This window comes from Dactylosporangium siamense, from assembly GCF_016862795.1.
GTDB lineage: Bacteria > Actinomycetota > Actinomycetes > Mycobacteriales > Micromonosporaceae > Dactylosporangium > Dactylosporangium siamense.
The window spans coordinates 59,945-84,982 of record NZ_BONQ01000083.1; the positions used below are offsets into that span (position 1 = coordinate 59,945).

Below are 25,038 nucleotides of genomic sequence, written 5' to 3' on the forward strand. Positions count from 1 at the left end.
CCGGTTGCGCCGCGACGGTCGCACTACTCGCCACTACCGCGCTGTGACAGTGAGTGGATATAGAACGGAGAGCGTCGATTTCTACGCTGGCTCCCTGCCGGAATCGCATCTGATCAATGTCAGGAGCCAGCATTGTCAAAGCGAGCCAGTACGTCGGGGCTGCCTCGAAGGAACCCTCTCCGGGCGCCGGGCGCGGTCGCATTCACCGCCGGCGCGGTGACTCCTGGTATGGGGAGCCCGGCCCGGGCATCCCAGAGTGGCTGGCGTTGGTGTGCGAAGTGCGAAGGCCTGTGGTTCAACGGGGATACGTCCATCAGCGACTGCCCAACCGGAGGCCAGCACGTCCACTCCGCCAGCGGGCACTACACGTTGAGGTTCTCTTACGAGGGCGGCGGCGGACAGGACAACTGGTGGTATTGCTGGATGTGCCTGGGGATGTGGTTCCACACGCCCGGCAGCACCCGCTTCGGGCGCTGCCCGGGCAACAACCACGGTGAGGGTTCCCACGACAAGGACTGGCGGAATTCCTACCGGCTTGAGACGACCACCAGCAACAACGGCCCGGGTGGCCAGAAGAACTGGCGTTGGTGCTCCCATTGCGAGAGCCTGTGGTTCAACGGACACGCGACCTGGGGCAAGTGCCCCGGCTCCGCAGCCGGGCACACCGCCGTGAACAGTGCCGACTACATCCTTCGCGTCAGCTGAAGCCCGCCCTGATGGACCGCGGTCGATCCGGGGAGCGGGGCAAGCGGGAGTGCTGAGCCGGACGCCACGTCACGCCCGGCTCCGCAATGTCAACACGCAGGCAGCTGCGGCAGTGCCGAGGTCTTCACCACCGTCCACTCCCGGACCGGGTGCCGGTCCTTCCCGGTCGGCGCGTAGCCGACGATCACCACGCCGTTGCGTGCGACGAGGGAACCGGCGGTCGGGGTGACCTGGGTGTAGGAGCGGGTGCGCAGGTCGCCGAGGAGCATGGCGTCGCCGTTGTCCCAGCCGACGTGGTCGCCGGTGATGCTCGGCCACTCGACCCGGGTCCCGGCCGGCGGGTGGGCGATGACGGTCACCGGCTCGGGTGCGCCCTTGCGCCAGACCCGCAGGCGGTTCTGGTTCGCGGCCCACACGACGGTCTGCTGGTCGCCGTTGAAGGTAGCGGGCCGCGCGACCGGGGTCCTCAGCTCCGCCGGCAGTGCCACGACCGCCCCGGTGGCCGGTGTGGCCGCGACGAGCGTCATCGCGTCGTAGCGCGGGTCCATCTCGTTCCAGGCGACCAGGTCACCGAAGCGGAACGGGGTGTTGGGGATGCCCTCCCTGATCACCTTGTCGGCGCCGGAGGCCAGGTCCGTCATGTGGAGCTGGGACGCGGACTCGCTGATCGAGATCGTCCAGAACGCGCGGCCGTCGAGCAGGACCGGGTTGGGCCAGGGGCCACCCTTGGTGGTGGACTGACCGATCCGGTGGGCCGGCGTCGCGCCGGAGGAGTCCCAGGCGTAGTAGCCGAAGGTGCTGTCGAGGGTGGGCTCGTCCTGCACGGAGAAGACCAGCCATCGCCCGTCGAAGGTGGCGTCGAAGACCTGGGCGTCCTCGTCGGCGAGCCGCATGACCGTGGTCCGCTCGCCGCCGCGGATGCGCTGCACCGACCGGGTGCCGGCGGCGAACGCGTCGACGAACAGCGTGCCGTCCTCCGCCGCCGTCACGATCTGCAGGGCCTCGCCCTTCTGGTGGGCGACCTTCCCGTCGGTCAGCGCCTGCTTCCAGGTGGCCGGCAGCTCGACCTTGCAGAAGTCGCCGTCCGTCGCGCCGACCGCGGTGGGGGTGTCCGACCGTCCGGATGCCGCAGGAGCGGCGGGCCGCCCCGGCGTGCACCCGGAGGCGCACGCCAGGACGACCGCACACAGCATCACCCGGAGCGGCCGGCTACCAGATGTAGCCACGTCCGCTCATGATGGACACGAGGTTGTCGGAGTTGAAGTCGTAGTTGTAGGCCTTGACGCTGGCGTACCACGACACCGACGTCGCACCGCTCACCGAGTCGATGTAGTTGGTGGTGGCGCCGTAGTTGGCATAACCGAAGACCGCGAACCAGTGGAAGATGTTGCTGTTCGGGTGCCCGGCCAGGTGCTTGCCGCCGACGACCTCGTAGGCGTCACCCGCGATCGGGTAGCCGTTGTCGATGTCGTGGGCGACGTTGCTCCGCCAGTTCGTCTTCTCGGTGGAGGTGGCCGAACCGTAGCCGTGAGGCACGTAGAACGACGTGTTCAGCTTGTAGTTGAGCGTGTCCCGCACCGGGTAGCCCGTCGGGGACGGCACGTTGGCGTTGATGCCCGACCACGCCGTCCCGTCCGCCTGGGTCGTCTTCATCATGCTCGCCGCCTGCGACTGCGAGAAGGAGACACCCTTCGCGTTGAGCATGGCGGACACCATCGCCGGACCGCACCAGTAGTTGGTCTGCTGCGGCTGCTGCACGATGCTCAGGTTGTTGGCGCCGATGGAGTTCATCGGGGACACGCTGCTGGCCTTCTGCGCGCCGGCGGCGGCGAGCTTGTCCTTCTGGTGCTTGGCCGCGGCAGCCTCCTTGATCTTCGCGGCCTTCTTGTCCGCCGCCGACAGTGGCGTGTGCGGGTCCGTGTCGTGTGCCGCCTTGTACGCCTCCTCCTGCGCGTCGGACATGGTCGTCGCGCCGTCCTGGGCGGCCGCCGGGCTGGCCAGGCCGGCCACGGCGAGGGTGATCGCGACGCCTACCGCCGCGATTCGTGAGCCACGGATTCGACCGAGGGCACGGTGCATCTCTTGCCTCCTACCCCGTCAGGGGATCGGGACCTTTTTCGGCGCCGGGCGCGATTCATCGCCGCCTGAACACGACGATGATGCCGCCCGGTTCCGGACCGGAATTCCCCCACCGACATCGCCACGACAATGACCGTGGCGCGTGTCGAACCAGGTGACTGTCGACGTTGCCGAAAGCCGCCTCACGGCCTGAGATACGATGTGCGCACCTCACGCCGATTCCGTGCATGGGAGTGGTCGAGGGAGTCGGTCAGCGGCGCTTCCGACGCCGCTGACCGCAGACATTAGCAAGCTGCGCGGCCCGGACAAGGCCCTCGAAATCCCGCCGCGGCCGGTGGCTGTGTGCATTCCGTGACGGCCGGGACAGCGCTCTCTCAACCCGATCGGGTCCGGCTCACCAGTCGTCCCAGGTCATCCGGTTCGCCGCCCGGCCGGCCCGTCCCGCCGTGCGGTTACCCAGCGGAGGATCGAGCCCGATGAACCTGGCGGGATCCCGCCAGGTTCCGGACCGTCGATGGCGATCGGCACAATGTCCCTGTTCACAGGCGTTTGCCGGCCTGATGCCGGGCGGCTTCGTGAGCCGGCGCGCGGCACCGCCACGAGCCGCGGCCGCGGCTTGCGGCGGTGCCGCGCCGGCGCCGAGGCTAGGGCAGTCGCACGGTCTGCGGATGCCCGTCGGCGACGATCTGATGGTGCACGGACACCAGCCCGGCGCTGACGCTGAGACACCCGAGCTGGAAGCGGCTGGTCGCGCCGAGCTCCTCCGAGTAGGCGCTGATCCGACGCTGCACCGTGCGGACCCCGAGGTGCAGTTGCCGGGCAACCGCCTCATCCGTGAGTCCGGCCGCCAAAAGGGACAACACTGACTGTGTGGTGCTGTCGAATCGTATTTCGGGCATACCGAAATCACCTGTACCCAATGCATTCCCCCGTGTGCTGTGACCTGATGCGCATGGCGGCGGCGCCATGGCCAAGGCAGTGATGGAGTCCAATCACCGCTCGGCACGAGGATTATTGCGGAAGAGATTCGCGGCAGCAAGAAGCGCCGTCCTCCGGCCGCCGACTGCTGACCAGCCGATACACCGGGTCGCCCGGCCGGTCAACAGCCGACCTCGTTTGGCCCCAGACGAACCGGGCGAGCAGATCGGGACGGCGCCACAGCGGCACCGCCTGTTACCGAGCCGGTGGCCCGGAAGCCCGGCTGGCCTAGGCTTCCACCTTGTGATCCGCGTGCTCATCGCCGACGACCAGCCGATGGTCCGGGCGGGGCTGCGGCAGATCCTCGGCGCCGAGCCCGATGTCGAGGTGGTCGCCGAGGCCGCCGACGGGGTCGAGGCGCTGCGGCTCGCCCGGGAGCTCGCCCCGGACGTCGCCCTGCTCGACATCCGCATGCCGCGCATGGACGGCCTCACCGTGACCCGGCACCTCGCCGGCGGGCCGACCAGGGTCGTCGTGGTCACCACGTTCGACCTGGACGAATACGTCTACCCGGCGCTGCGCGACGGCGCCTCCGGCTTCCTGCTCAAGCGGTCCGGGCCGGCACTGCTGGCCGAGGCGGTCCGGGCCGCGTACGCCGGCGACAGCCTGATCAGCCCGTCGATCACGGTGCGGCTGCTGAAGCACGTCACCGGTCCCCGCCCGGTCCGGCCCGCACCGGTCGAGGCGCTCACGGAACGGGAGCTGGAGGTGGCCGCGCACGTCGGCGCCGGGCGTACCAACGCGGAGATCGGCGCCGAACTGTTCATCTCGGCGGGCACGGTCAAGACGCACGTCGCCGCGATCCAGCGCAAGCTCGGCGTGCGCAACCGCGTCGGGATCGCCGTGTGGGCGTGGGACACGGGCACCGTGGCACCGTGAACCTCAAGCTGCTCCTGGTGGTGCTGCCGGTCGGGCTGCTGGGGCTGTGCGCGCTGCCGCTGACCGGGCCCGCCGGCATCATCCCCGGCGCGGCCGCGGTCGCCGCGGTGGCAGTCGCCGCACTGCAACGCGCGCCGTGGCCGGCGGCGCTGGTGGCCGGCGGTTCGTTGCTGGCCGACGCGCTCTACACCGGGCCGCCGCAGCCGCCGGCGCTGTGGGCGCCGGTCGAGTTCACCGCGCTGACCGTCCTGCTGGTGTCGCTCGCCCGCCGGGGACCGGCCCGCGCCACCGTCGCCGTCGGCCTCGCCGTCACCGCGCTGCCGCTGCGGATGTCCCTGCACGTGCCCGGCGACCGGGTCGAGGCGTCGGTGCTGCTCGCCGCGGCCGCGTTCACGGCGGCGGTCGGCGCGGCCGGCTCCGGGCTGTACCTGCGGCTCGGCGACCACCGGCGCCGGCTGGCCGAGGAGCAGGCCCGCCGGGCGCACCGCCTGGACCTGGCCCGCGACCTGCACGACCTGGTCGCCCACGAGGTCACCGGCATCGTGATCGCGGCGCAGGCGGCGGCGCTGCCCGACATCGAGGCGGCGGGCCTGCGGGCGCTGGACGCCATGGACCGGATGGTCAGCACCCTGCGCGGGCCGGTCTCGCAGCGCGTCCACGGCGTCGTGGACCTGCCGGACGTCGTGCGCCGCTTCTCAGCGACCGGCCCCGCCGCGGCGACACTCACGATGTCAGAGCTGCCCGGGTTGTCGGACGAGGCGTCGAAGGCCGCCTACCACGTGGTGATCGAGGCGCTGACCAACGTCCGCCGGCACGCCCCGGCCGCGACCACCGTGACGGTGACCGTGACATCGACAGGCCCGGGGGTCGAGCTGCGGATCGTGAACGACCGGAGCGCGGAACCGCGGCCGGAAAGGGACGGCGGCGGCACCGGCCTCGCCGGCCTCGACGAGCGGGTGAGGTCCCTCGGCGGTGACCTGACCGCCGGTCCGCTCGGCGACGGCTGGCAGGTGATCTGCCACCTGCCAGCCGCCGGCTGAGGTATCAGCCGAGGTTGACGATGATCACCAACGCGATGATCAGGAGAAACGGGACGCACAGCCCGATGATGGTGATCGGGCGGGCCAGCAGCCGGGGGCCCGGGTCCATCGGCTGGCGGGCGCCGCCGAACGGCGAGGGCTGCGGCGGGGCGAGCCTGGCGACCTTGCCCCGGTTGATGATGTTCCACAGCACGATGAACGGCGTGATCAGGAACGAGATGTAGCCGTACCAACCCTGGATGAGGGTCTTCGAGGTCATCTCGCGGAACGTGGCCATGCCGCAGTCCCGGCAGAACGGGCCGTCGACGTGGCGGAACTGCATCACGATGATCATGCCCCGGTGACCGCGGAACTTGGTCTTGGCGGTGGGGACGTTGTTGCAGAAGCGGCAGGGGGTGAGCTGGGCAGCCTGCTGTTGCTGCTGAGCCGATGTTGACATGGTGGTTCCTCCCGTGAAGGGCAACAGGCTACGACATCTCCGGCGGCCGCGGGAGCCCCGAAATCTGCCGTTCGGCAGATGTGCGCCGCGGCGGCAGTCGGGACGCTCGAACGATGCTGGAACTGATCGACATCACGAAGGTCTACAAGGGCCACAAGCGCGCCGTCGACGGGCTGACGCTGCGGCTCGGGCCGGGTCTCGTGGGACTGCTCGGGCCCAACGGGGCCGGGAAGTCCTCGCTGCTGCGCATCGCGGCGACGGTCACCCGGCCGACCGGTGGGCAGGTGCGCTTCGCCGGCGGCGACGCGGTGGCCAAACCGGGCCCGCTGCGCCGGGCGCTCGGGTACCTTCCGCAGGACTTCGGCGTGTACCCGCACCTCACCGGGCACGAGTTCCTCAGCTACCTGGCCGCCGTCCGCGGGCTGGCGGGACGCTCCGCCCGGGCGCGCGTCGGCGAGCTGCTCGAACTGGTCAACCTCACGCATGCCGCGAAGCGGCCGCTCGGCGGGTACTCCGGCGGCATGCTGCGGCGGGTCGGGATCGCGCAGGCGCTCCTCGCGGACCCGCGGATCATCGTCGTGGACGAGCCGACCGCGGGTCTCGACCCGGAGGAGCGGGTGCGGTTCCGCAACCTGCTGAGCGACCTGTCCGCGGACCGGTCGGTGCTGCTGTCGACGCACATCGTCTCCGACGTCGAGTCGGTCGCGACCCGCATCGTGGTCGTCACCGGCGGCCGGATCCGCTTCGACGGCGAACCCGTCGAGCTCCAGCGCGGCGTCGCCGGGCACGTCTGGGAGCTGACCGTGCCGCCGGCCGAGCTGACCGCCCTCCAGCGGCGCCTGCCGGTGACCCGCCTCGTCCGCACCGCCGAGCAGGTCCGGGTGCGGGTCCTGGCGGCGCACCGGCCGGCGCCGGACGCGACCCCGGTGCCGCCGGACCTGGAGGACGCGTACCTCGCCGTCGTGCACCGCACCCGGGTCACGACATGAAGGCCGGCGTGACGGCCTGGTGGGGGCTCGCCGTCGCGGACTTCCGTGAGCGGGTGCGCCGGCCCGCATACCTGGTGATGCTGATCTCGGCGGTCGGCCTGGGCTGGCTCGCGGTGCCGCCCACCGACGCACGCTGGGTGGTGCTCGACGCCGGCGGGCACCGTGGTCTCTACACCAGTGCGTACGTCGGCCTGGTGACCGCCCTGACCAGCGCGCTGTGGCTCACGTTCGTCGGGTTCTACCTGGTCCGGGACGCTGTCGCCCGCGACGTGCGCACCGGCGTCGGCCAGCTGCTCGCCGCCGGCCCGCTGCGCACGCCGGTGTATCTGGCCGGCAAGTTCACCAGCAACCTGCTGGTGCTCGGCTCGATGGCCGGGGTCCTCGCGGTGACCGCGCTGGTGCTGCAGCTGCTGCGGGGCGAGTCCCGCACCGTCGACCCCGTCGGGCTGCTGGCACCGTTCGTGTTCCTGGCGCTGCCGATGCTCGCGGTGACCGCCGCCGCGGCGCTGCTGTTCGAGACGACGCCGGTGCTGCGCTCCGGGTTCGGCAACATGCTGTGGTGCTTCGTGTGGATGGCCGGCGCGGTCGGCGGCCAGTCGGCGTCGGCACCGCTGGGCGGCATCGGCGTCGGTCAGCTGGCCGGGACGATGCCGGCGACGGCCGACACGTTCGGGTTGGGTCTCATGTACGTCGACCGTCCACTGCGGACCTTCGAGTGGTCCGGGCTGCCACTGGACGCCGGCTTCGTCGCGGGGCGGGCCGCGCTGACCCTCCTCGCGGTGGCCGTCGCGCTGCTGCCGGCGCTGTGGTTCCACCGCTTCGACGTCGCCACCCGCTCCACCGCCCGGTCGCTGCCGGAGCCGCACACCGTCTACCAGGGGCTGCCACCGACCGCGGCCGTCGCCGGGTCCGCGACCGGGCGGCTGCTGGCCGCCGAGGTGCTGATCCTGGTCCGGGGCGCGCCATGGTGGTGGTGGGCCGGCGCGGCGCTGCTCGCGGTCGCGGGTCTCGCCGCGCCGCCCGGCCCGGTGCTCGCCGTCGTGTGGATCTGGCCGGTGCTGCTCTGGTCCCGCCTCGGGACCCGCCAGGAGACGGCGGCGATCCTCGCGGCGTATCCCGCTCCACGACGGCGTCTCGTTGCCGAGTGGGCGGCCGGGGTACTCCTCGCCGCCGCCACCGGCGCCCTCCCCGCCGTCCGGATGCTGGCCGGCGCCGACCTGCCCGGCCTCGCCGCCTGGACCGCCGGCGCCCTGTTCATCCCGGCGCTGGCACTCGCGCTCGGCACGCTGACCGGCGCGCCACGCACCTTCCAGGCGCTCTACACCGTGCTCTGGTACATGGTGATCAACGATGTCGCGGCCCTGGACTTCATGGGAGCACTGCCCTCCGGCGGCCCGCCGCCCGCAGCGGTCGCGGGCGCGGCGGTGGCGCTGTTCGGGCTCGCCTTCGGAGTGACGCGGCTGCGCCACGCCCGCCGCTGAGGTCCCGTGATCCGGAAGACCTTGTGCACTCAGGGGTGCCCAGGATCTTCCGGATCATGAGAACTCACGACGGTGACGCCCGCGAGGCGGATCGCCTCAAGTTCCAAAGGGTCGGCGGTGGGGTCGGTGACGAGGACCGCGACCGACGTCAGCGGGGCGATCGTGGCCAGGCAGTTGCGGCCGATCTTCGAGCCGTCGGCGACGACGATGACGTGGGCGGCGCGGCGGAGCATGGTGGCGTTGGTGTTGGCCTCGATGTCGTCGTGGGTGGTGAGGCCGCCGGCGGCGGAGACGCCGTCGACGCCGATCACGGCGACCTGCAGGTGCAGCCCGTTGAGGGTGCGGTCGGCGATGGGGCCGACCAGCTCGTAGGACTGCGTGCGGGTCACGCCGCCGGTCATGATCAGTTTGAGGCGGGGAAGCAGGGCCAGTTCGGCGGCGATGTTGACCGCGTTGGTGACGACGGTGAGGTCGACGCGGGTGGCGAGCAGGCGGGCCAGCAGATGGGTCGTCGTGCCGCCGGTGAGGCCCAGGATCAGCGGGCCGTGCGGGAGCAGGTCGAAGGCGAGCCGCGCGATCGCCGCCTTGGCCTCGCGGTGCTGGCCGGTGCGGTAGCGGACCGGGAGCTCGAGCTGGGACGGCGAGGCCGCGACCGCGCCGCCGTGGGTGCGGGCGAGCAGCTTCTGGTCCTCCAGGGTCTGCAGGTCGCGGCGGATGGTCGCGGCGGAGACGCCGAACTCGGCGGCGAGGGAGCCGGCGTCGATCGAGCCGTCGCCCGAGACGCGGGACAGGATCGCGGAGACACGGTCGGCGCGGCGGCGGCTCACGCGCGGATACCGACAAACGCGCAGTTCAGATTGTCCACTTGAGCAAGATAGCTTGTGAGACGCGCAGGAATCGCGCAACCCTGGTGGGCATGACGGACACCGCGAACGAGATCGCCAGCCAGCCCGAGACGTGGGCGCGGGCCGCAAGCGTTGACGGCGCCGCGCTCGTCGCGCCCGGGAAGCGGGTGCTGGTGCTGGGCTGCGGCACGTCGTGGTTCATGGCGCAGAGCCTGGCCGAGCTGCGGGAGTCGGCCGGCTTCGGCGAGACCGACGCCGTGTGCGCGTCGGAGTTCGTGCCGCGCCGCCGCTATGACCGGGTCATCGCGATCACCAGGTCGGGCACGTCGACCGAGGTGCTCGACGCGCTGCGGCAGATCCCGGCGGGCACGCACCGGGTGGCGATCACCGCGGTGGACGGCGAGCCGGTCGACGGGCTCGTCGAGGAGCGGATCCTGCTGGACTTCGCCGACGAGCGCAGCGTCGTGCAGACGAGGTTTCCGACCACGCTGCTGGCGGTGGCGCGCCGGGCGTACGGGGAGGACCTGTCGCACCTGGTCGCCGACGGAGAGGCCGCGCTGGCCGCGCAGCTCCCCGGCGACATCAGCACGACAGAGCACCTGGTGTTCCTCGGCACCGGCTGGACCGTGGGGCTGGCGCACGAGGCGGCGCTGAAGGTCCGCGAGGCGGCCCAGGCCTGGTCGGAGTCGTATCCGGCGATGGACTACCGGCACGGACCGGTTGCCGTGGCCGGGGCGCGGAGCCTGGTCTGGGCGTTCGGCGCGGTGCCGGAGTCGCTGGACGAGCCGATCCGCGGCGCGGGGGCGACCCCGGTCCGCAACGGCCTCGACCCCCTCGCCCAGCTCGTCCTCGCGCAGCGGTTCGCCGTCGCGCTCGCGGAGCGCAAGGGGCTCGACCCGGACCGGCCCAGGCTGCTGACCCGTTCCGTGATCCTGACCCAGCCATGATCGTCACGGTGACGCTGAACCCCGCGCTGGACCTGACGTACACCGTGGACGCGCTGGTGCCGCACGCCACGCACCGCGTCCAGCGGGTGGCTGAGCGGGCCGGCGGCAAGGGGCTCAACGTCGCCGCGGTGCTGCACGCGCTCGGCGAGCCGGTCCTGGCGGCCGGGCTGCTCGGCGGGGCGACCGGCGCCGCCGTCCGGGCGAAGGTCGACACCCCGCACAGCTTCACGCCGATCGGCGCGGAGACCCGGCGGACCGTAACGGTCGTCGACGACATCGACGCGACCGGGCTGTGGGAGCCGGGCCCGGTGGTGACCGGCGAGGAGTGGGCCGCGTTCCAGGAGCACTACCTCGGGCTGGTCAAGGACGCCGAGGTGATCGTGCTGTCAGGGTCACTGCCGCAGGGGCTGCCGGACGACGCCTATGCGGTGCTGATCCGGCTGGCTCGGCGGCACCACTGCCGCAGCGTGCTCGACACGAGCGGTGCGGCACTCGGGCGAGGCGCGGCGGCCGGGCCGGATGTGGTCAAACCCAACGCCAAAGAGCTGGCGGCACTGCAAAGCCCGACGACGGCGGCGGTCGTCGAGTCGCACGGGCCGGACGGGCTGATCGCCCGGACACCGCAGGGGTCGTGGCGGGCGGCACCGCCGGAGGTGGTGACCGGCAACCCGACCGGCGCCGGCGACGCGTGCGCGGCGGCGCTCGCCCGTGGCCTGCGCGACGGCACGCCGTGGCCGGAGCTGCTCGCGGACGCGGTGGCCCTGGCCGCGGCGGCCGTCAAGGCACCGGTCGCCGGTGAGATCGACATCAACCACTACCGAGCGACGAGGGAACGGGTCCATGTTCAGCCCCACAGGTGAGATCGTCGAGGCCGCGCGGGCGGCGGGGATCGGTGTCGGCGCGTTCAACGTCATCACCGTCGAGCACGCCGAGGCGATCGTCGCCGGGGCGGAGGCGGCGGGCCGGCCGGTGGTGCTGCAGATCAGCCAGAACGCGGTGAAGTTCCACGGCGGACGGCTCGGGCCGATCGCGGCGGCGGCGCGGCGGGTCGCGGAGCTGTCGGCGGTGGCCGTGGGGCTGCACCTCGACCACGTGGAGAGCGACGAGCTGTTCGACCTGGCGGCCGCGCACGGGTTCGGCTCGGCGATGTACGACGCGTCGCGGCTGCCGTTCGCTGACAACGTGGCGAAGACCGGGGACGCGGTCCGGCGGGGGCACGCGGCCGGGATCTGGGTGGAGAGCGAGCTCGGCGAGGTCGGCGGCAAGGACGGGGCGCACGCGCCGGGCGCGCGGACCGACCCGGCGGAGGCGGCGGCATACGTGGCGGCGACCGGCGTCGACGCCCTCGCGGTCGCGGTCGGGTCGAGCCACGCGATGACCACCCGGACGGCGGCCCTCGACCACGCGCTCATCGCGCGGCTCACCGCGGCGGTGCCGGTGCCGCTGGTGCTGCACGGTTCGTCGGGGCTGCCGGACGGCGAGCTCCGCGCGGCGGTCCGGGGCGGGCTCGTGAAGATCAATATCGGCACGGCGCTGAACGTCGCGTTCACCGACGCGATCCGGGCCACGCTCGATGACCCGGCGGTGGTCGACCCGCGGAAGTACCTGACGGCCGCCAGGGCCGCGATGGCGGACACGGTGACGCGTTCGCTGCGGGTGGTGACCGAGCTTTAGGCCACCTTTACGTTCGACTTAGATCTCCGGGGAACCCTTGAGAGAGCGCTCTCTCACTGTCTACGGTCGCGGTGCTTGCCCCAACTTTCCCCGGAGGGCTCATGCCGACCCAGCGGCAGACCAGACGACGTACCCTGCTCGCCCTGCTCGCCGTGCCGGTCGTCGGCGCGGTCGCGACGACCGTCATCGTCACCACCAGCGCGGGCGCCGAACAGTCCGACACCGCCGGCCTCATCCAGGCCGAGGCGTGGAGCGGCCAGTCCGGCGCGAAGACCGAGAACACCGGCGACACCGGCGGCGGCAAGAACGTCGGCTGGCTCGCCAACGGTGACTGGATGCGCTACGACGCCATCGACCTCGGCAGCAGCGGACCCCTGACCGCCAGCGTCCGCGTCGCCGCGGCCAGCCGCGCCGGCGGCACCGTCGAGCTGCACGCCGGCTCGCAGACCGGCGAGCTGCTCGCCAGCTACCCGGTGAACTACACCGGCGGCTGGCAGACGTGGACCACCAAGACCGCCGTCAGCCCGTCTGCGCTGACCGGCCCGCAGACCGTCTTCGTCGTGCTGAAGAGCAACCAGGCCGGCGACTTCATCAACATCAACTGGCTGCAGTTCAAGCGGACCCCGACCGCGACGATCCCCGGCTCCCCGACCGGCGGCGCCACCACCAAGGCGCCGACGGGGGCACCGACCAGCGCCCCGCCGGCCCCGCAGACCGGCTGGCCGACCGTCGACGCGGCGAAGCAGGCCGCCGACACCGCCGCGTTCTTCGCCCGCAAGCCCAAGCCGATCACCAACAACCCGGTGAAGGTCCCCGAGTTCAACGCGCAGTGCACGGTGAGCCACCACAACAACGACGACCCGATCGTCTTCCCGGGCCTGGCCGGCGCCGCGCACAACCACACGTTCTTCGGCAACAAGACCACCGACGCCGCCTCGACCGCCGAGAGCCTGTTCGCCGGGGCGACGACCTGCAACCCGGCCGGCGACCACTCGGCCTACTGGATCCCGACGCTGTACCAGAACGGCAAGGTCGTCGACCCCAAGGGCGCGGTGACCATCTACTACGGGTCGCGCCTGAAGGACCCGAGCAAGACCCAGCCGTTCCCGTTCGGCCTGCGCATGATCGCCGGTGACGCGAAGACCCAGACGGACACGCCCGACAAGCAGGGCAACCACTTCTGGTGCGCGGGCATCGGCGGCTCGACCGGGCGCACCCCGGACGGCGAATACCCGGTCTGCGCACCGACGGCCGAGCTGGTCCGCCAGATCACGTTCCCCGACTGCTGGGACGGCGTGCACCTGGACAGCCCCAACCACAAGGACCACATGGCCAACGGCGACTACACCGGCGCCTGCCCGAAGTCGCACCCGGTGCCGATCCCCTCGGTGTCCTTCGTGATCGCGTACCCGCTGAACACCAACACGACCGGGATCACGCTCTCCTCCGGCAACGGGTATTCGATGCACGCGGACTTCTTCAACGCATGGGAGCCCGAGGAGCTGGCCCGGCGAGTCCGGGACTGCCTCGACCAGGGCTACAAGTGCAACTCGGCGGGCAACTTCTAAGGCGTGTTTGGTAAGTGGGGTCCGCCGCAGCCCGGCATCCACTTACCAAAACACGCCTCAGGTCCCCGCCGCACGATCGGAAAGGCCACCCGCCGCCACGGGTGGCCTTTTCACAGCCGGCTGCCAAGTTCGGCGGACGTTCCTCGCAGGGACGGCCGTGACAGTTGCTTCCAGCGGCCCTCCCGGAGCGGGCCGACCGACCGCGGGAGCGACACCATGAGCAGCACCGAGCAGACCACGCCGGTCTGGGCCGAGCCGATCGCCGTCAACGGCACGGCGGTGCCCCACCTGACCGAACCGAGCCTGGCTGAAGCGCCGTCACTGCGGAACGAGACGCCGGGCAGGTCGTCGAGGTTGAAGACCGCCATCGTCGGTGCGGTCGCGGCGCTGGTCATCGGCGGTGGCGGGGTCGCGGTGATCAGGGCGTCCAGCGACAACGGCGCGTCCACCAGCCAGCAGACCGGGGCGCAGGGGGCCCAGGGCGCACAGGGGGCGCCGGGCGGTGGCCAGGGTGCTCCGGGTGGCATGGGTGGCGGGGGCATGGGCGGAGGCACGGGCCGTGGGGCCAACGGCCTCGCCGGGGTGCTCTACGGGGACTTCGTCGCGTCCGACGGGAACGGCGGCACCGTCACCAGGCGCATGCAGACCGGCACGGTCACCGCGGTCAGCGCCTCGTCGATCACCGCGAAGAGCGCCGACGGGCACGCCACGACGTTCGCGGTCACGTCTTCCACGACGGTCGGCGGCGGCACGATCGGCGACGTGAAGGTCGGCGACACCGTGACCGTGGTCGGCGCAATCAGCGGCGATGCCGCGATCGCCACCACGATCACCGACTCCACGCTCAACCAGACCAACGGCGGCGGCCAGCAGGGTGGCCAGCCACCGGCCACGAACTGACCGGCCGGGAGGGATGCAGATGCGGGGTCAGACCGAGGTGAGGGCCCGGCTGCACAGCGTGCGGGCCCACTGGATGCGGTCCAGCGCGACCTCGGGGCGGTCACCGAAGACCTCGGCGGCGCGGGCGTAGCACTCGTCCGGGCCGAGCCGGTCGAGCGTCCGGTCGACGGTGTCGCGAACGGTCGCGTCGTCGAGATCGGCGTGGTTGGGGGTGTCGGAGACGAACAGGGCCATGCACAGGACCGGGTCGACCAGGCAGGTCGTCATTGTGGCTCACCTCTCACAGAGGTCGTTGGTGTCCCGTCCACCGTCGCTCGGGTGAGGGTGCGGGGCATCTGCGCCAGCATGCGTCCGGCACTGCGGGTTTCCCGACCCGGACATACCGGCTGGCCACCACCGGCATCTCAACCGGCGTCACCCTTGTCGGGTGCGTCCACCAGCGGGATCCTGATCTCGAGCCGGGTGCCCCGGCCCGGCCGGCTGGCGATGTGCATCGTGCCGCCGAGCGCGGCGACCCGGTCGTCGAGGCCGATCAGGCCGGTGCCGGTCTGCGGATCGGCGCCGCCGACCCCGTCGTCCTCGATCGAGAACTCGAGCAGGCCCGCCGGGGGGTCACCGCCGGGGGCCTCCACGATCGACGCGCGGACGGAGATGAGCGTCGCGTGAGCGTGCCGGATGGCGTTGGTCAGCGCCTCGGCGACGACGTAGTAGACCCCGATCTCGATCTTCGTGTCGAGGCGGGAGGGCAGCGCGAGGCGCACCTCCACCGGCACCGGCGACCTGCGGCCGAGCGACTTGATCGCCGGGACCAGTCCGCCCTCCGACAGGATCGACGGATGGATGCCGCGGGCCAGCTCGCGCAGCTCGTCGATCGCCTCGGCCAGGTCGGTGCCGATCCCCCGCAGCCGGTCCTGCAACCCGTCCTCGACCTGGGTCTCGGTCGCCCGCAGCTGCAGCAGCAGGGCGATCAGCCGCTGCTGGGTGCCGTCGTGCAGGTCGCGTTCGATCCGGCGCCGGCTCTCGTCGGTCGCGGCGACGACCCTGGCCCGGGACGCGGTCAGGTCGGCGCGGGCCTGCGAGTTGGCGATCGCGCTGGCGATGAGGTCGGTGAACTCCGCCGCCCGGGCGGCGTCGTGCTGCAGCAGCGGCCGGGCGCGGGTCGACAGGGCCTTCAGCACGCCCCAGGTCCGCCCGGCGACGAGGACCGGCGCGCCGATCGCGGAGCGGATCGACAGGTCGCCGAACTCGCGGCCGAGGAAGTCCGCGCTCCTGGGTCCTTCGAGGCGGATCGGCTTGCCGGAGCGCAGGACCTGCCCGGCGATGCCCTGGTTCTCCAGCTTGACCTTGCCCAGCGAGATGCGGTGCGAGACGTCCCAGCACCAGCTGGCCACGACGGTGGCGCCGCCGTCGGGTTCGAAGCGGAGCAGGGCCGTGGCGTCCGCGCCGAAGAGCTTGCCGGCCTCCTCGGTCACCGTGCCGAACACGGCCTCCGCCGGCTTCCCCTTGGCCGCGACGGTCGCCACCCGGCGCAGTGCCGCCTGCTCGGCGGCGATCGAGCTGAGCGTGTCGCGGCTCTGCTCCAGCACGCCGACCATCGAGTTGAACGTGCGCTGCATACTGCCGATCTCCACCGGCCCGTCGGTGGCGACGCGGACGCTCAGGTCACCGTTGGCGACCTTGTCGGCGGCGGACACCAGCCGGTGCAGGGGGCGGGCCACCATCACGGCGAGCGACCTGGTCAGGATGGCGACGCCGATCAACGAGGTGGCGAAACCGGCGATCCCGGCGACGAAGGCCCGCTGGCCGGCGATCATCGCGTCCCGCCGGCTGCGTTCGACCGTGGTGCGCTGCGCGTTGGCGAAGTCGTCGAACTGCTGGCGCAGGTCGGAGATCTGCCGCTGGCCGGCGCGGATCGACTCGGCGTTGATGTTCTGCGGCACCGCGCCCTCCTCCATCGCGATGGAGGGGTCGGCGTAGTCGTCGAGGTAGTCGGTGATCTCCACGTTGATCTGGGCGATCCGCTGGGACTGTGCGGGATCGCCGGCAACGGCCGCCACGAGCTCCTCCTGCCGGGCCGGGATCTGATCCTGCGCCGCCTTCCACGGCACCAGCAGGGCCGGGTCACGGGTGAGGGCGAACCCCCGCCGGCCCGCCTCCACGTCCAGCAGGAGCCGCTCGAGGGTGGTCGCCGCGGAGACCGCCTGCTCGGCCTTCGACACCGCAAGCACGGACTCCCGCAGCTGGTAGACGGACAGCAGGATGGCTGCGAACGCGGTGCTGATCAGCAGTGTGAACAGCGCGCACGTCACCCCCAGGCGGAGCGTCAACCCCCCGTGCATGGGGGTGTCCTACCCGGTTGAGCGGGGATATGTTGGCTTTGATGACATCTGTGGTGGTTGCCGACGACGATGTACTGCTCCGGGAGGGACTCGCCAGCCTCCTGGACCGGCACGGGTATGCCGTGACCGGGATCGCCGACGACGGGGCGCACCTGCTGCGGCTGGTCGAGGAGGTCAGGCCGGACCTGGCGGTCGTGGACATCCGCATGCCGCCGACACACACCAACGAGGGCCTCGCCGCGGCCCGGGAGATCAGGGCCCGGTTCCCGTCGGTGGCGATCCTCGTGCTGTCGGCGTTCGTCGAGGTGGAGCACGCGATCGAACTGCTGGCCAGCGGCGAGCGCATCGGCTACCTGCTCAAGACCAGGATCACCGACGTCGAGGAGTTCCTGGAGACGCTGCACCGGGTCCAGGACGGCGGGACCGTGGTCGACCCGGCGGTCGTGCAGGAACTGGTCGCCGCGCACCGGCGGCGGGACCCCCTCGACGTGCTGAGCCCCCGCGAGCGGGAGGTCCTCGCGCTGATGGCGGAGGGGCGGTCCAACGCGGGCGTGGCCAGGGCGCTGTGGGTCACCGAGGGCACCGTCGAGAAGCACGTGCGGTCGATCCTGACGAAGCTCGACCTGCCCGAGACCGACGAGACGCACCGCCGGGTCCTGGCGGTCCTCACGTTCCTCGAAGCCGCGTCAGCAGGCACCTGATCGCGGCAGCCGGGTCAGCAGGCACCTGATCGCGGCGGCGGACAGGTGCTCCTTCGGCAGGAAGCCGATGGCCCTGCTCTCGGCGAGCAGGTCAGCGACCTCCTCGGCGGAGAACGCCGACACCATGATGACCGGGCTGGTGTCGATGAGGGCGGCGAGGTCGAACCCGCTCTCGTCGCCGAGGCCGACGTCCACCAGCACCACGTCCGGCGTCTGTTCCCGCACGGCGCGCAGCGCCTGTTGGCTGTTCGCCGCGTCCGCGACGACCGTGATGCCCTGTGCGGTCAGCAGGCGCCTGGCACCGACACGGAAGCGTTCCGAGTCGTCAACGATGACGCAGCGGATCGTCATACCGTGAACGGTGCCAGGTGTAGCCGCCGTCGACCTTGCGGCTAGCGGGAAAGAGCAGACCTCAGACCCGGACTCACCCCCGCGGGACCGCGGGGGTGAGTCCGGATGGAGCAGGCTTCAGACGGCCGCCGTCTCGGGCAGCCGCCCGGCGGAGGCCGGCTCAGCCGCGGCGGGGCGGCGCGAGGTGCGCACCGCCGCCAGGCCGGCGAGGGCCAGGCCGAAGACCGCCCAGCCGAGCAGCACCCAGACGTGCGACGCGGCCGCGTGACCGTCGAAGAACGCCGTGCTGCGCAGCAGCGAGCCCGCCGCGCCCGGGGGAAGGAACTGGCCGAACGTGCCCCAGCCCGACGGCAGCATCTGCGGGGCGCTGGTCAGCCCCGACAGCGGGTTTCCCAGCAGCATCATGGTCGCCGCCCCCAGGCCCAGACCGGCCGCGCCGAGCAGGGACTCCAGGCCGAGGATGGTCAGGGCGGTGGCGGCGATGCCGAGGGCGACGGCGCCGGCGTTGAGCCAGTAGGAGCCCTCGATCGAGCCGAGCCAGAACTGCAGGATCGCGGTGAGGGCGAGGGCGCCGGTGACGGAGAAGGCGAGCGCCCCGGCGAGGCGGCGGGCGAGCCCGACGACGAGGCTGGTGAGCAGGCCGGCGGCGGCGATCCCGCCGAGGACGAGCGGCAGCGCGCCGGCGGCCAGGCCGGAGCCGCGCGGGTCGTCGGCGGGCAGCGGGACCAGATCGCGGACCGGCACGGCGGGCTCGGCGCCACCCAGGGCCTGGGCCACCTGCTGGAGGGCCTGCGCGACGACGGGGCTGGCGGCGGAGGCGATGATCAGCTGCGGGTGACCGCTGGAGACGTCGATCGCGCCGTACACCTCGCGGTCGAGGATGAGCCGCTCCGCCGCGGCGGTGCCGTCCACGATGGTGACGTCGAACGTGCCGGGCCGTTTCGCCGACAGCTGCTGGGCGATCTGCGCGGTGGCGGCGGGCGGCCCGGCGACGGCGATCGGGATGTCGTGGACGCTCGACCGGGTCGCCGGCCAGGCGAACGCGATCATGATGAGGCTGAGCAGGGCGGTCAACAGGAGCACGATCGCGCCGACGCGGGACCAGGGCGACCGAGGTGCGGTGGGTGCCATCGGAAGTCTCCTAAAAGGAACGTTCATTCGCTTACCGTCGAGCATGCCCCCGGCCGGGCAACGAGTCAAGAACGAGCGTTCGCTTTGACGGCGTGGGCTACCTCACGGCGGGTCGCCTTCGGCAGCGTGAACACGAACCGGGAGCCGCCGTCCGGGTTGTCGGTCGCGGTGATCGAGCCGCCGTGCCGCTCCACGATCCGCTTGCAGATCGCCAGGCCGAGGCCAGTGCCGGCGTAGCCACCGGAGCGGTGCGCCCGGTGGAAGTTGTTGAAGATCGCCTCGTGCTGCCCGGCGGGAATGCCGATGCCGTTGTCGGTGATCTCGACCCGGACCAGGTCGCCCTCGACGCGCACCGAGCAGATCTCGATCCGCGGGACGACCCCGGGCGCGGTGTACTTCACCGCGTTGCCGATCAGGTTGTCGACCAGCTGCCGCAGCAGCACCGGGTCGGCGTGCACGTCGTGCAGCCGGCCGAGCGTGAACAGCGGCGCGGTCGCGGCACCCGCCAGGTCGGCGCGGGCCGTGGTCACGTCCACGACCAGGTCCCGCAACCGGACGTCGACCGGCGCGATGACAGCGTTGCGGGTGGTGGTGTACGCGAGCAGATCGTTGATCAGGTGCCGCATGCGGCCGGAGGCGCGCACGATCCGGCTGAGGCTGTCGGTGGCGTCGCGCTGCGCCGCGGTGTCGGGCATGCCGCGCAACGTGTCGTCGAGGTTCTCGGCCCAGCCGTCGATGGTGGTCAGCGGGTTGAGCAGGTCGTGCGCCACCACCCCGGCGAAGGCCGCGAGCTCGTCGCGCTGCCGCCGCTCGGCCGTGACGTCGTGGAACACGACCACGACACCGTCGTCGCCCAGCAGCCGCCGGGCGCTGACGCTCACGATCCGGCCGTCGGGCACGCCGCTGTTGCGCACCAGCAGCTCCATGTTGTGCACGTCCTCGCCCGCGAGGGCCCGGGTGTGCGCCATGTCCGCGTCCGGCAGCGGGGTGCCGTCCGGATGGAAGAGGCCGTAGTGGCCGGGGTCGGCGATGGTGCCGGTGCCGCTGGTCACGCCGCCGAGCAGCGCCACCGAGGCGGGGTTGCGCATCGCCCAGGTGCCGTCGGCCCGGATCACGGCCACGCCGTCGCTCATCGAGTCGACGATCGTGGTGAGCAGCTGGGCCTGCGCCGCGGCGGCCCGGCCGGTGTCGGTGAGCTGCCGCAGCAGCTCAGACCGCTCGTCCCGGCCGAGGGCGATCGACAGCCCGACGATGGCGACCATGCCGACGAACGCCTGCGCCACCAGCGCCCGCGCCTGGTGGGACTCGATCGTGGCGAACGGCCCGTCGCCGTGCAGCGTGAAGAGCACCGCGACGGCGCCCAGGCACAGATCGTGCAGGACCACGAAGGTGGTGTGCAACCGCAACCCCGCCCAGACCGTGACCGCGAGCAGCGGAAACGCCAGCGGCAGGCCGTGGTTCACGGCGAAGGCGATGACGTACGCGCTGAGCGAGCACACGATCAGCGCCCCGTACTCGGCGAGGCGCAGCGGCGAGATCCGCCGCACCTGCCAGCCACCGCGCCAGTGGTGCCCGACCCGCAGCCCGACCGCCGCGATCAGCAGGATGCTGACCGTGTTGCGGGTGAACCAGACGGCCGCGTCCACCCAGGAGACGTGACCGGACACCAGCCAGACCGCGGGCGGCCCGATCGCCGCGCCGGCGAGCGTGCCCGCCACCGTGGCGAACAGCAGCCGCCACAGGTCGGTCGCGCGGGACAGCGGCGCGTCGCCGCCGGCGCCCCAGAGCTGCGGGCTGAGCCGGGCGTGCACCCGCAGGAACACGGCCACCTGGGTCAGGTTGGCCGCGACGAACCACAGCGCCAGGACCAGCGGGGCGCCGGTCGCCATGTTCACCGCCAGGGTGATGGCCGCCAGCATCAGCGGATCGGCCCAGCGCAGCCTGGCCCGGCGCTGCATGGAGAACCACAGGACGGTGACCCCCGCCGCCGGCCAGACCAGGCTGAGGCTCGTGCCGTCCATGATGGTCAGCCGGCCCGCGAACGTGGCCAGCAGGCAGAGCACCGACCAGGCCAGCGTCCGCCCGAGGGAGCCGATCATCCGGGCACCAGCACCATGTCGAGCGCGGTCCGGAGGCTCTCCGTCGTGAAGGGTTTGCGCAGGTACAGCGCGCCGGTGTCGCGCACGCGCGCGACGACCGCCCCGTCCCACAGCACCGTCAGGAACATGGCCGGCAGGTCGGCCCGCTGCTCCCGCAACCGGAGCAGCAGGTCGATGCCGTCCATGCCGGGCAGGTCGACGTCGAGGATCGCGCCGTCCGGCAACCCGTGCCGCGCGACCTGCTCCAGTGCCGCATCGCCGCTGCCGGCGGCGAGGACCTCGTGCCCGTCGGCACGCAGGCGTTTCACGATCAGTTCAAGGACGTCCTGCTCGTCGTCAACGACCAGAATCCGCGCCATACCGGCCCCCTGCCTGTCACCGTGATGATCGACAGGCAGGGGAGAGTGTTGAGCATCAGCGCTTGGTCGGGATCACATCTTGCAGGTGGCGGCCGTTGACCGAGGCGCGGCGGCCGGCGTCGACCTCACGCTTCCATGTCCGCACGTAGTTGGAGGCGGTCAGCCGCTCCACGTCGTTGAGCTCGAGCAGGTCACCGACGAACGAGGTCAGTGCCATCGTGTCGCGAGGGTCGTTGTCCGGCACGTGCTCGTGCAGCGCGGCGTGCACCTGGCTGCGCAGCGAGCCCTCACGGATCGCCCGGCTCGGGGTCAGCGTCGGCTCGTCGCCGAGATCCGGTGTGACCACCTTCGACTGGCCCCGGGCCCGGCGCGGGGCCGGCGGCGGCAGGATCTCGGCGATCTCGCCCCGCCACTCGCCCAGCGGCGAGACGGCCGGCGGCTCGGGAGTGGCGGGAACGGCCACCTCAGCGGGCCCGGCGGCCACAGCAGGCGCTGGGGGCGCACCAGGCGCAACGGGAACGTCAGCCACCTCCGGCAGCGTCAGTTGCTCCTCAGCCGGCACCGATTCCGCATCGGTGATGGCCGGCCGGCGCGCCGGCTCGTCGACCACGGAGATGATCCGCGCGTCGGATGCCAGGCGGGCCGGGGACAGGTCCGCGGCGATGAGCGCGGTGAGGCCGTCGTAGTCGGCACCGTCGGCGAGCCGCACGGCGATCTCGTCCAGGTCGTAGACGGCGACCGCGATGTCGGCCGTCGTCGGGTCGACCGCGGCGCGGATCTTGCGGTGCAGCACCTTGGCGATCGCCTTGGTCCGCACCTCCTTGCGCTTCTCGGCGCGCGCCGCCGCGAGGGAGGTGTAGAGCCCGAGCCGGTCGTCGGCCTTCGCCAGGTTCTTGGCCCGCAGGGTCAGCCACGGGTGCCGGATCCAGTGCCCGACCATCTCGTAGGCGGGCGTGGTCGGCGGCAGGTCGCCGGTGGCCCGCAGCCGGTCGCGGCGCTGGTTCTCCGTGTGCATCAGCCACACCAGGTAACCCAGCAACGACATGCCGGCGAAGAAGCCGGCGAGCAGCTTGTTGTCGTGCGCCAGCCAGTTGAAGGCGACGGCGAAGCCGGCGATGGCCGCGGACAGCACCCGCGAGGCCGTCGCCCGCTCACCCAGCCGGCGCCGGACGTCGGCGTTGGCCAGGACCACGATGCCGCCCAGCTCCAGCGCGCCGACCGCGGGGATGGCCCACAGGAGCGGGATGCCGAGCGCCTCGACCGCGCCGGACACCTGCCCGGCGAGGGCGACCAGCAGCACCACGAAGTAGAAGAGCTGGCGCATGTATGAGGTGCGGCGGACCGTGCGTTGCAGGTCGGCGTCGAGTTCGACAATTCCAGGTCGCTTACTGCCCGGCGAAGTCACCGGCTTCTCCTGTCATCCGTTGCGGGCAGCGGGTAGCCCCGCGCCGCGAGGAACTCGGCCAGCGCGAGGTCCACGGAGCTCTGCACCGTGGTGTTGTGGTCTTCGACGAAGCGCTGGAGCATCTGCTCGATCTCCACCCGGACCCGCGTGTTGAGCTGCACACGCTCGAATCGCGGTCGCTGCGGCGGCATCGCCACCGCGTTCTCTGTCGTTTCCAACCCACACTCCTGCTAGCCGTTTGCTAGCGGGGACGCTAGCAAAGGAAGCGTCAATGTCCTCAATCGACGCGCCGGGCCAGCGCCACCGCGGTCACCAATGCGGCGAGCAGCCCGCCGGCGCCGGCCACGATCAGGGTCGTCGGCGCGTCGGTGGCGTCCAGCAGCAGGCCACCGAGCACGTAGGACAGCGCGGCGGACGCGCCCACCGCGCCGTACAGGTTGGCGAAGACCCGGCCCAGCAGTGCGTCCGGGACGAGCCGTTGCAGCAGCGTGTTGCTCGCCACATCGATCGCGGCGATGCCGAGCCCGCGCCCCGCCTGCATCGCGAACACCGCCGCCACGGCCCAGGTGACGTGCGCGAACGCCCCGGTGAGCAGGTTACCGGCCGAGCTGACCGCGAAGCCCGCGACCAGCAGCACGGTCATCCCAAGGTGGTTGCCGGCCTTCGACAGCAGCGCATAGCCGGCGGTGAGGCCGAAGCCGACCGCGCCGAGCAGCAGCGCCGCGACCGAGTCGTTGGTGTGCAGGCCCTCCTTGGCCAGCACGACGAGCGCGACGTCGTCGACGCCGGTGCACAGCACGACCGCGCAGAAGCCGAGCGCGATGATCCGCACCGTGCGGTGCCGCGCCAGGTATCCCAGTCCGGTGCGGGCGCCCTTCCACAGCGACTCGACCTCCGCCTTTTCCACCGGCGCCAGGTGCGGCAGCCCGGTCAGGAGCGCGGCGGACACGACGAACGACGCCGCGTCGACGGCGAGCACGCCCCGCGTCCCCAGGCCCGGCAGCAGGGCCGCGGCCAGCAATGGTCCCGCCAGCTCGGCGATGTTGGTGACCAGACCCAGCCGGGCGTTGCCGGCGACGAGACCCTCCGGCGGCACCAGCGACGGCACGGCGGCCCGCGACGCCGGCTGGAAGACCTGCCCCGCGACGGCCCGGGCGGCGACCAGCACCAGCAGCAGCCACACCGGGGGCAGGGACAGCGCGATGACCAGGACTGCGAGGGCCTGCACCAGCTCGCAGCCGATCATCAGCCGGCGCCGGTCGAACCGGTCGGCGAGGGCTCCCGCGAACGGCGCGACGAGCGACGGCACGAAGTCCCCGGCGAGCAGCAGCGCGGCGACCGCGAGGGCCTGGCCGGTCGACGTGGCGACGTGCAGCATCAGCGCGACCATGCTGAGGGTGTCGCCGGCGTACGAGATGGCGCGTGCCCCCAGAAGCATCCGGAAGCCCCTCGGGGTTGTCTCGGGGTCGCTCCCTGATGTGCCGCTTATCCGCTCAGCCATACCGTCATCCACATGACCGAGTGGCTCGAACCGCTGTACAGCCTTCCCGCCGCCCTGCTGGGGCTGGCGCTGGGGCTCGTCATGCTGCTCGACTCCATCCCGCTGCTCGGCATCCTCATCCCGGCCGATGTCGCCATCCTCACCACGGCCGGCGCCACCGATCCGTTCAGCAGCCTGGGCTGGATCATCGCAGGGTGCCTGGCCGGCTGGTCACTGAGTTTCTTCGTCGGCTGGACCTTCGGCCAGCGGCTGCGGCAGGGCCGGTTCGGCCGCTGGATCGGCGAGGACCGCTGGGCGAAGGCGGACCACGTGGTCCGCACCGGCGGCGCCCGGATCCTGGTCACGGCGCCGTTCCTGCCGTTCCTCAACACCCTGGTGCCGCTCGCCGCGGGCGGGCTGCGGATGCCCTACCTGCGGTTCCTGCGCTCCGCCGTGCTCGGCTCGGCCCTGTGGGGCGGGCTCTACGTGGGGCTGGGCGTCGCCGCCTCCCGCCTGTCGGGCCTGCTCCCGACCGGTAGCCTGACCACGGTCGCGACGGTCGGCCTGGGGTGTGCGTTCGGGTGGGTGGCGCTGTTCACGACCCGGCGCATGGCTACGGTCAGTAACTGACCGTACGCGTTCTCGGTCC

At 72.1% G+C, this 25,038-nt stretch carries 26 protein-coding genes; 12 read left to right on the forward strand and 14 right to left on the reverse strand.

Annotated features, from left to right (window positions below; translation table 11 throughout):
• The first annotated feature begins 435 nt into the window (after positions 1–435).
• Positions 436–705: a hypothetical protein gene (locus Dsi01nite_RS27140; RefSeq protein ID WP_203849102.1), complete on the forward strand. Its 270-nt coding sequence runs from the start codon at positions 436–438 to the stop codon at positions 703–705.
• An 89-nt stretch (positions 706–794) separates the two neighbouring features.
• Here Dsi01nite_RS27140 and Dsi01nite_RS27145 read toward each other — a convergent pair whose 3' ends face one another.
• The 3 genes from Dsi01nite_RS27145 to Dsi01nite_RS27155 form a co-directional block, all read right to left on the reverse strand.
• Complete coding sequence (locus tag Dsi01nite_RS27145; protein ID WP_203849103.1) at positions 795–1,931, reverse strand: hypothetical protein; 1,137 nt, start codon at positions 1,929–1,931, stop codon at positions 795–797.
• Positions 1,915–2,784, reverse strand: coding sequence for a C39 family peptidase (locus Dsi01nite_RS27150; protein ID WP_203849104.1), 870 nt, complete (start codon positions 2,782–2,784; stop codon positions 1,915–1,917). The genes Dsi01nite_RS27145 and Dsi01nite_RS27150 overlap by 17 nt, the downstream gene beginning before the upstream one ends.
• Positions 2,785–3,428: 644 nt before the next feature.
• Positions 3,429–3,752: a LuxR C-terminal-related transcriptional regulator gene (locus Dsi01nite_RS27155; protein WP_203849311.1), complete on the reverse strand. Its 324-nt coding sequence runs from the start codon at positions 3,750–3,752 to the stop codon at positions 3,429–3,431.
• Between the two features lie 253 nt (positions 3,753–4,005).
• On the opposite strand from Dsi01nite_RS27155, the gene Dsi01nite_RS27160 reads away from it, so the two are divergent.
• Entirely contained in the window at positions 4,006–4,641 is a 636-nt protein-coding gene (locus Dsi01nite_RS27160; protein WP_203849105.1) for a response regulator, read from the forward strand.
• Positions 4,638–5,681, forward strand: coding sequence for a sensor histidine kinase (locus Dsi01nite_RS27165; RefSeq protein WP_239136201.1), 1,044 nt, complete (start codon positions 4,638–4,640; stop codon positions 5,679–5,681). The genes Dsi01nite_RS27160 and Dsi01nite_RS27165 overlap by 4 nt, the downstream gene beginning before the upstream one ends.
• Before the next feature lie 4 nt (positions 5,682–5,685).
• Here the strand turns inward: Dsi01nite_RS27165 and Dsi01nite_RS27170 are convergent, their stop codons facing one another.
• Complete coding sequence (locus Dsi01nite_RS27170) at positions 5,686–6,120, reverse strand: hypothetical protein (protein WP_203849107.1); 435 nt, start codon at positions 6,118–6,120, stop codon at positions 5,686–5,688.
• Between the two features lie 113 nt (positions 6,121–6,233).
• Here Dsi01nite_RS27170 and Dsi01nite_RS27175 point away from each other — a divergent pair, with 113 nt between their 5' ends.
• Both Dsi01nite_RS27175 and Dsi01nite_RS27180 read left to right on the forward strand, forming a co-directional pair.
• On the forward strand, positions 6,234–7,109 hold the full coding sequence (locus Dsi01nite_RS27175; RefSeq protein ID WP_203849108.1) for an ATP-binding cassette domain-containing protein: 876 nt from the start codon (positions 6,234–6,236) through the stop codon (positions 7,107–7,109).
• Positions 7,110–7,117: 8 nt separating this feature from the next.
• A complete protein-coding gene (locus Dsi01nite_RS27180) occupies positions 7,118–8,590 on the forward strand; it encodes an ABC transporter permease (RefSeq protein ID WP_239136202.1) in 1,473 nt (490 codons plus the stop codon).
• 29 nt (positions 8,591–8,619) lie between these two features.
• Here Dsi01nite_RS27180 and Dsi01nite_RS27185 read toward each other — a convergent pair whose 3' ends face one another.
• On the reverse strand, positions 8,620–9,417 hold the full coding sequence (locus Dsi01nite_RS27185) for a DeoR/GlpR family DNA-binding transcription regulator (RefSeq protein WP_239136203.1): 798 nt from the start codon (positions 9,415–9,417) through the stop codon (positions 8,620–8,622).
• A gap of 89 nt (positions 9,418–9,506) precedes the next feature.
• Between Dsi01nite_RS27185 and Dsi01nite_RS27190 the strand changes: the two genes are divergently transcribed.
• The 5 genes from Dsi01nite_RS27190 to Dsi01nite_RS27210 all read left to right on the forward strand — a co-directional run bounded on the left by Dsi01nite_RS27190 (position 9,507) and on the right by Dsi01nite_RS27210 (position 14,524).
• Positions 9,507–10,382 (forward strand): SIS domain-containing protein, encoded by an 876-nt coding sequence (locus Dsi01nite_RS27190; protein ID WP_203849110.1) that lies wholly within the window; start codon positions 9,507–9,509, stop codon positions 10,380–10,382.
• A gap of 8 nt (positions 10,383–10,390) precedes the next feature.
• Complete coding sequence (locus tag Dsi01nite_RS27195; protein WP_239136204.1) at positions 10,391–11,242, forward strand: 1-phosphofructokinase family hexose kinase; 852 nt, start codon at positions 10,391–10,393, stop codon at positions 11,240–11,242.
• Positions 11,223–12,056 carry a class II fructose-bisphosphate aldolase gene (locus tag Dsi01nite_RS27200; RefSeq protein WP_203849112.1) on the forward strand — a complete coding sequence of 278 codons (834 nt, stop codon included), beginning with the start codon at positions 11,223–11,225 and terminating at the stop codon, positions 12,054–12,056. The genes Dsi01nite_RS27195 and Dsi01nite_RS27200 overlap by 20 nt, the downstream gene beginning before the upstream one ends.
• A gap of 101 nt (positions 12,057–12,157) precedes the next feature.
• Positions 12,158–13,624, forward strand: coding sequence for a DUF1996 domain-containing protein (locus tag Dsi01nite_RS27205; protein WP_203849113.1), 1,467 nt, complete (start codon positions 12,158–12,160; stop codon positions 13,622–13,624).
• 216 nt (positions 13,625–13,840) lie between these two features.
• A complete protein-coding gene (locus Dsi01nite_RS27210) occupies positions 13,841–14,524 on the forward strand; it encodes a hypothetical protein (protein WP_203849114.1) in 684 nt (227 codons plus the stop codon).
• A gap of 27 nt (positions 14,525–14,551) precedes the next feature.
• On the opposite strand, the gene Dsi01nite_RS27215 is transcribed toward Dsi01nite_RS27210, so the two are convergent.
• Together Dsi01nite_RS27215 and Dsi01nite_RS27220 are read right to left on the reverse strand one after the other, a co-directional pair.
• Positions 14,552–14,791 (reverse strand): hypothetical protein, encoded by a 240-nt coding sequence (locus Dsi01nite_RS27215; protein WP_203849115.1) that lies wholly within the window; start codon positions 14,789–14,791, stop codon positions 14,552–14,554.
• A gap of 137 nt (positions 14,792–14,928) precedes the next feature.
• On the reverse strand, positions 14,929–16,863 hold the full coding sequence (locus Dsi01nite_RS27220) for a CHASE3 domain-containing protein (protein WP_203849116.1): 1,935 nt from the start codon (positions 16,861–16,863) through the stop codon (positions 14,929–14,931).
• A gap of 41 nt (positions 16,864–16,904) precedes the next feature.
• On the opposite strand from Dsi01nite_RS27220, the gene Dsi01nite_RS27225 reads away from it, so the two are divergent.
• Entirely contained in the window at positions 16,905–17,564 is a 660-nt protein-coding gene (locus Dsi01nite_RS27225) for a response regulator transcription factor (protein ID WP_203849117.1), read from the forward strand.
• Here Dsi01nite_RS27225 and Dsi01nite_RS27230 read toward each other — a convergent pair.
• From Dsi01nite_RS27230 to Dsi01nite_RS27260, 7 genes are all read right to left on the reverse strand, one after another.
• Positions 17,550–17,915, reverse strand: coding sequence for a response regulator (locus Dsi01nite_RS27230; RefSeq protein ID WP_203849118.1), 366 nt, complete (start codon positions 17,913–17,915; stop codon positions 17,550–17,552). The genes Dsi01nite_RS27225 and Dsi01nite_RS27230 overlap by 15 nt on opposite strands.
• A gap of 117 nt (positions 17,916–18,032) precedes the next feature.
• Positions 18,033–19,046 carry a hypothetical protein gene (locus Dsi01nite_RS27235; RefSeq protein ID WP_203849119.1) on the reverse strand — a complete coding sequence of 338 codons (1,014 nt, stop codon included), beginning with the start codon at positions 19,044–19,046 and terminating at the stop codon, positions 18,033–18,035.
• A gap of 65 nt (positions 19,047–19,111) precedes the next feature.
• Positions 19,112–21,145, reverse strand: coding sequence for a sensor histidine kinase (locus Dsi01nite_RS27240; RefSeq protein ID WP_203849120.1), 2,034 nt, complete (start codon positions 21,143–21,145; stop codon positions 19,112–19,114).
• Positions 21,142–21,504 (reverse strand): response regulator transcription factor, encoded by a 363-nt coding sequence (locus tag Dsi01nite_RS27245; protein WP_203849121.1) that lies wholly within the window; start codon positions 21,502–21,504, stop codon positions 21,142–21,144. The genes Dsi01nite_RS27240 and Dsi01nite_RS27245 overlap by 4 nt, the downstream gene beginning before the upstream one ends.
• A 55-nt stretch (positions 21,505–21,559) precedes the next feature.
• Positions 21,560–22,909 (reverse strand): hypothetical protein, encoded by a 1,350-nt coding sequence (locus Dsi01nite_RS27250; protein ID WP_203849122.1) that lies wholly within the window; start codon positions 22,907–22,909, stop codon positions 21,560–21,562.
• Positions 22,906–23,127, reverse strand: a complete 222-nt coding sequence (locus tag Dsi01nite_RS27255) for a hypothetical protein (protein WP_203849123.1) — start codon at positions 23,125–23,127, stop codon at positions 22,906–22,908. The genes Dsi01nite_RS27250 and Dsi01nite_RS27255 overlap by 4 nt, the downstream gene beginning before the upstream one ends.
• Positions 23,128–23,186: 59 nt before the next feature.
• A complete protein-coding gene (locus Dsi01nite_RS27260) occupies positions 23,187–24,347 on the reverse strand; it encodes an MFS transporter (RefSeq protein WP_203849124.1) in 1,161 nt (386 codons plus the stop codon).
• A 75-nt stretch (positions 24,348–24,422) separates the two neighbouring features.
• On the opposite strand from Dsi01nite_RS27260, the gene Dsi01nite_RS27265 reads away from it, so the two are divergent.
• Positions 24,423–25,019 carry a DedA family protein gene (locus Dsi01nite_RS27265; protein ID WP_203849125.1) on the forward strand — a complete coding sequence of 199 codons (597 nt, stop codon included), beginning with the start codon at positions 24,423–24,425 and terminating at the stop codon, positions 25,017–25,019.
• The last annotated feature ends 19 nt before the right edge of the window (positions 25,020–25,038 follow it).

What these genes read in the sequence shown, in the direction of transcription:
- Dsi01nite_RS27140 (WP_203849102.1), top strand. Translation starts at nt 436, where the DNA reads ATGTGGTTCCACACGCCCGGCAGCACCCGCTTCGGGCGCTGCCCGGGC.
- Dsi01nite_RS27150 (WP_203849104.1), bottom strand. Translation starts at nt 2,784, where the DNA reads ATGCACCGTGCCCTCGGTCGAATCCGTGGCTCACGAATCGCGGCGGTA.
- Dsi01nite_RS27155 (WP_203849311.1), bottom strand. Translation starts at nt 3,752, where the DNA reads ATGGCGCCGCCGCCATGCGCATCAGGTCACAGCACACGGGGGAATGCA.
- Dsi01nite_RS27170 (WP_203849107.1), bottom strand. Translation starts at nt 6,120, where the DNA reads ATGTCAACATCGGCTCAGCAGCAACAGCAGGCTGCCCAGCTCACCCCC.
- Dsi01nite_RS27175 (WP_203849108.1), top strand. Translation starts at nt 6,234, where the DNA reads ATGCTGGAACTGATCGACATCACGAAGGTCTACAAGGGCCACAAGCGC.
- Dsi01nite_RS27190 (WP_203849110.1), top strand. Translation starts at nt 9,507, where the DNA reads ATGACGGACACCGCGAACGAGATCGCCAGCCAGCCCGAGACGTGGGCG.
- Dsi01nite_RS27200 (WP_203849112.1), top strand. Translation starts at nt 11,223, where the DNA reads ATGTTCAGCCCCACAGGTGAGATCGTCGAGGCCGCGCGGGCGGCGGGG.
- Dsi01nite_RS27205 (WP_203849113.1), top strand. Translation starts at nt 12,158, where the DNA reads ATGCCGACCCAGCGGCAGACCAGACGACGTACCCTGCTCGCCCTGCTC.
- Dsi01nite_RS27210 (WP_203849114.1), top strand. Translation starts at nt 13,841, where the DNA reads ATGAGCAGCACCGAGCAGACCACGCCGGTCTGGGCCGAGCCGATCGCC.
- Dsi01nite_RS27215 (WP_203849115.1), bottom strand. Translation starts at nt 14,791, where the DNA reads ATGACGACCTGCCTGGTCGACCCGGTCCTGTGCATGGCCCTGTTCGTC.
- Dsi01nite_RS27220 (WP_203849116.1), bottom strand. Translation starts at nt 16,863, where the DNA reads ATGCACGGGGGGTTGACGCTCCGCCTGGGGGTGACGTGCGCGCTGTTC.
- Dsi01nite_RS27225 (WP_203849117.1), top strand. Translation starts at nt 16,905, where the DNA reads ATGACATCTGTGGTGGTTGCCGACGACGATGTACTGCTCCGGGAGGGA.
- Dsi01nite_RS27230 (WP_203849118.1), bottom strand. Translation starts at nt 17,915, where the DNA reads ATGACGATCCGCTGCGTCATCGTTGACGACTCGGAACGCTTCCGTGTC.
- Dsi01nite_RS27235 (WP_203849119.1), bottom strand. Translation starts at nt 19,046, where the DNA reads ATGGCACCCACCGCACCTCGGTCGCCCTGGTCCCGCGTCGGCGCGATC.
- Dsi01nite_RS27240 (WP_203849120.1), bottom strand. Translation starts at nt 21,145, where the DNA reads ATGATCGGCTCCCTCGGGCGGACGCTGGCCTGGTCGGTGCTCTGCCTG.
- Dsi01nite_RS27245 (WP_203849121.1), bottom strand. Translation starts at nt 21,504, where the DNA reads ATGGCGCGGATTCTGGTCGTTGACGACGAGCAGGACGTCCTTGAACTG.
- Dsi01nite_RS27260 (WP_203849124.1), bottom strand. Translation starts at nt 24,347, where the DNA reads ATGCTTCTGGGGGCACGCGCCATCTCGTACGCCGGCGACACCCTCAGC.
- Dsi01nite_RS27265 (WP_203849125.1), top strand. Translation starts at nt 24,423, where the DNA reads ATGACCGAGTGGCTCGAACCGCTGTACAGCCTTCCCGCCGCCCTGCTG.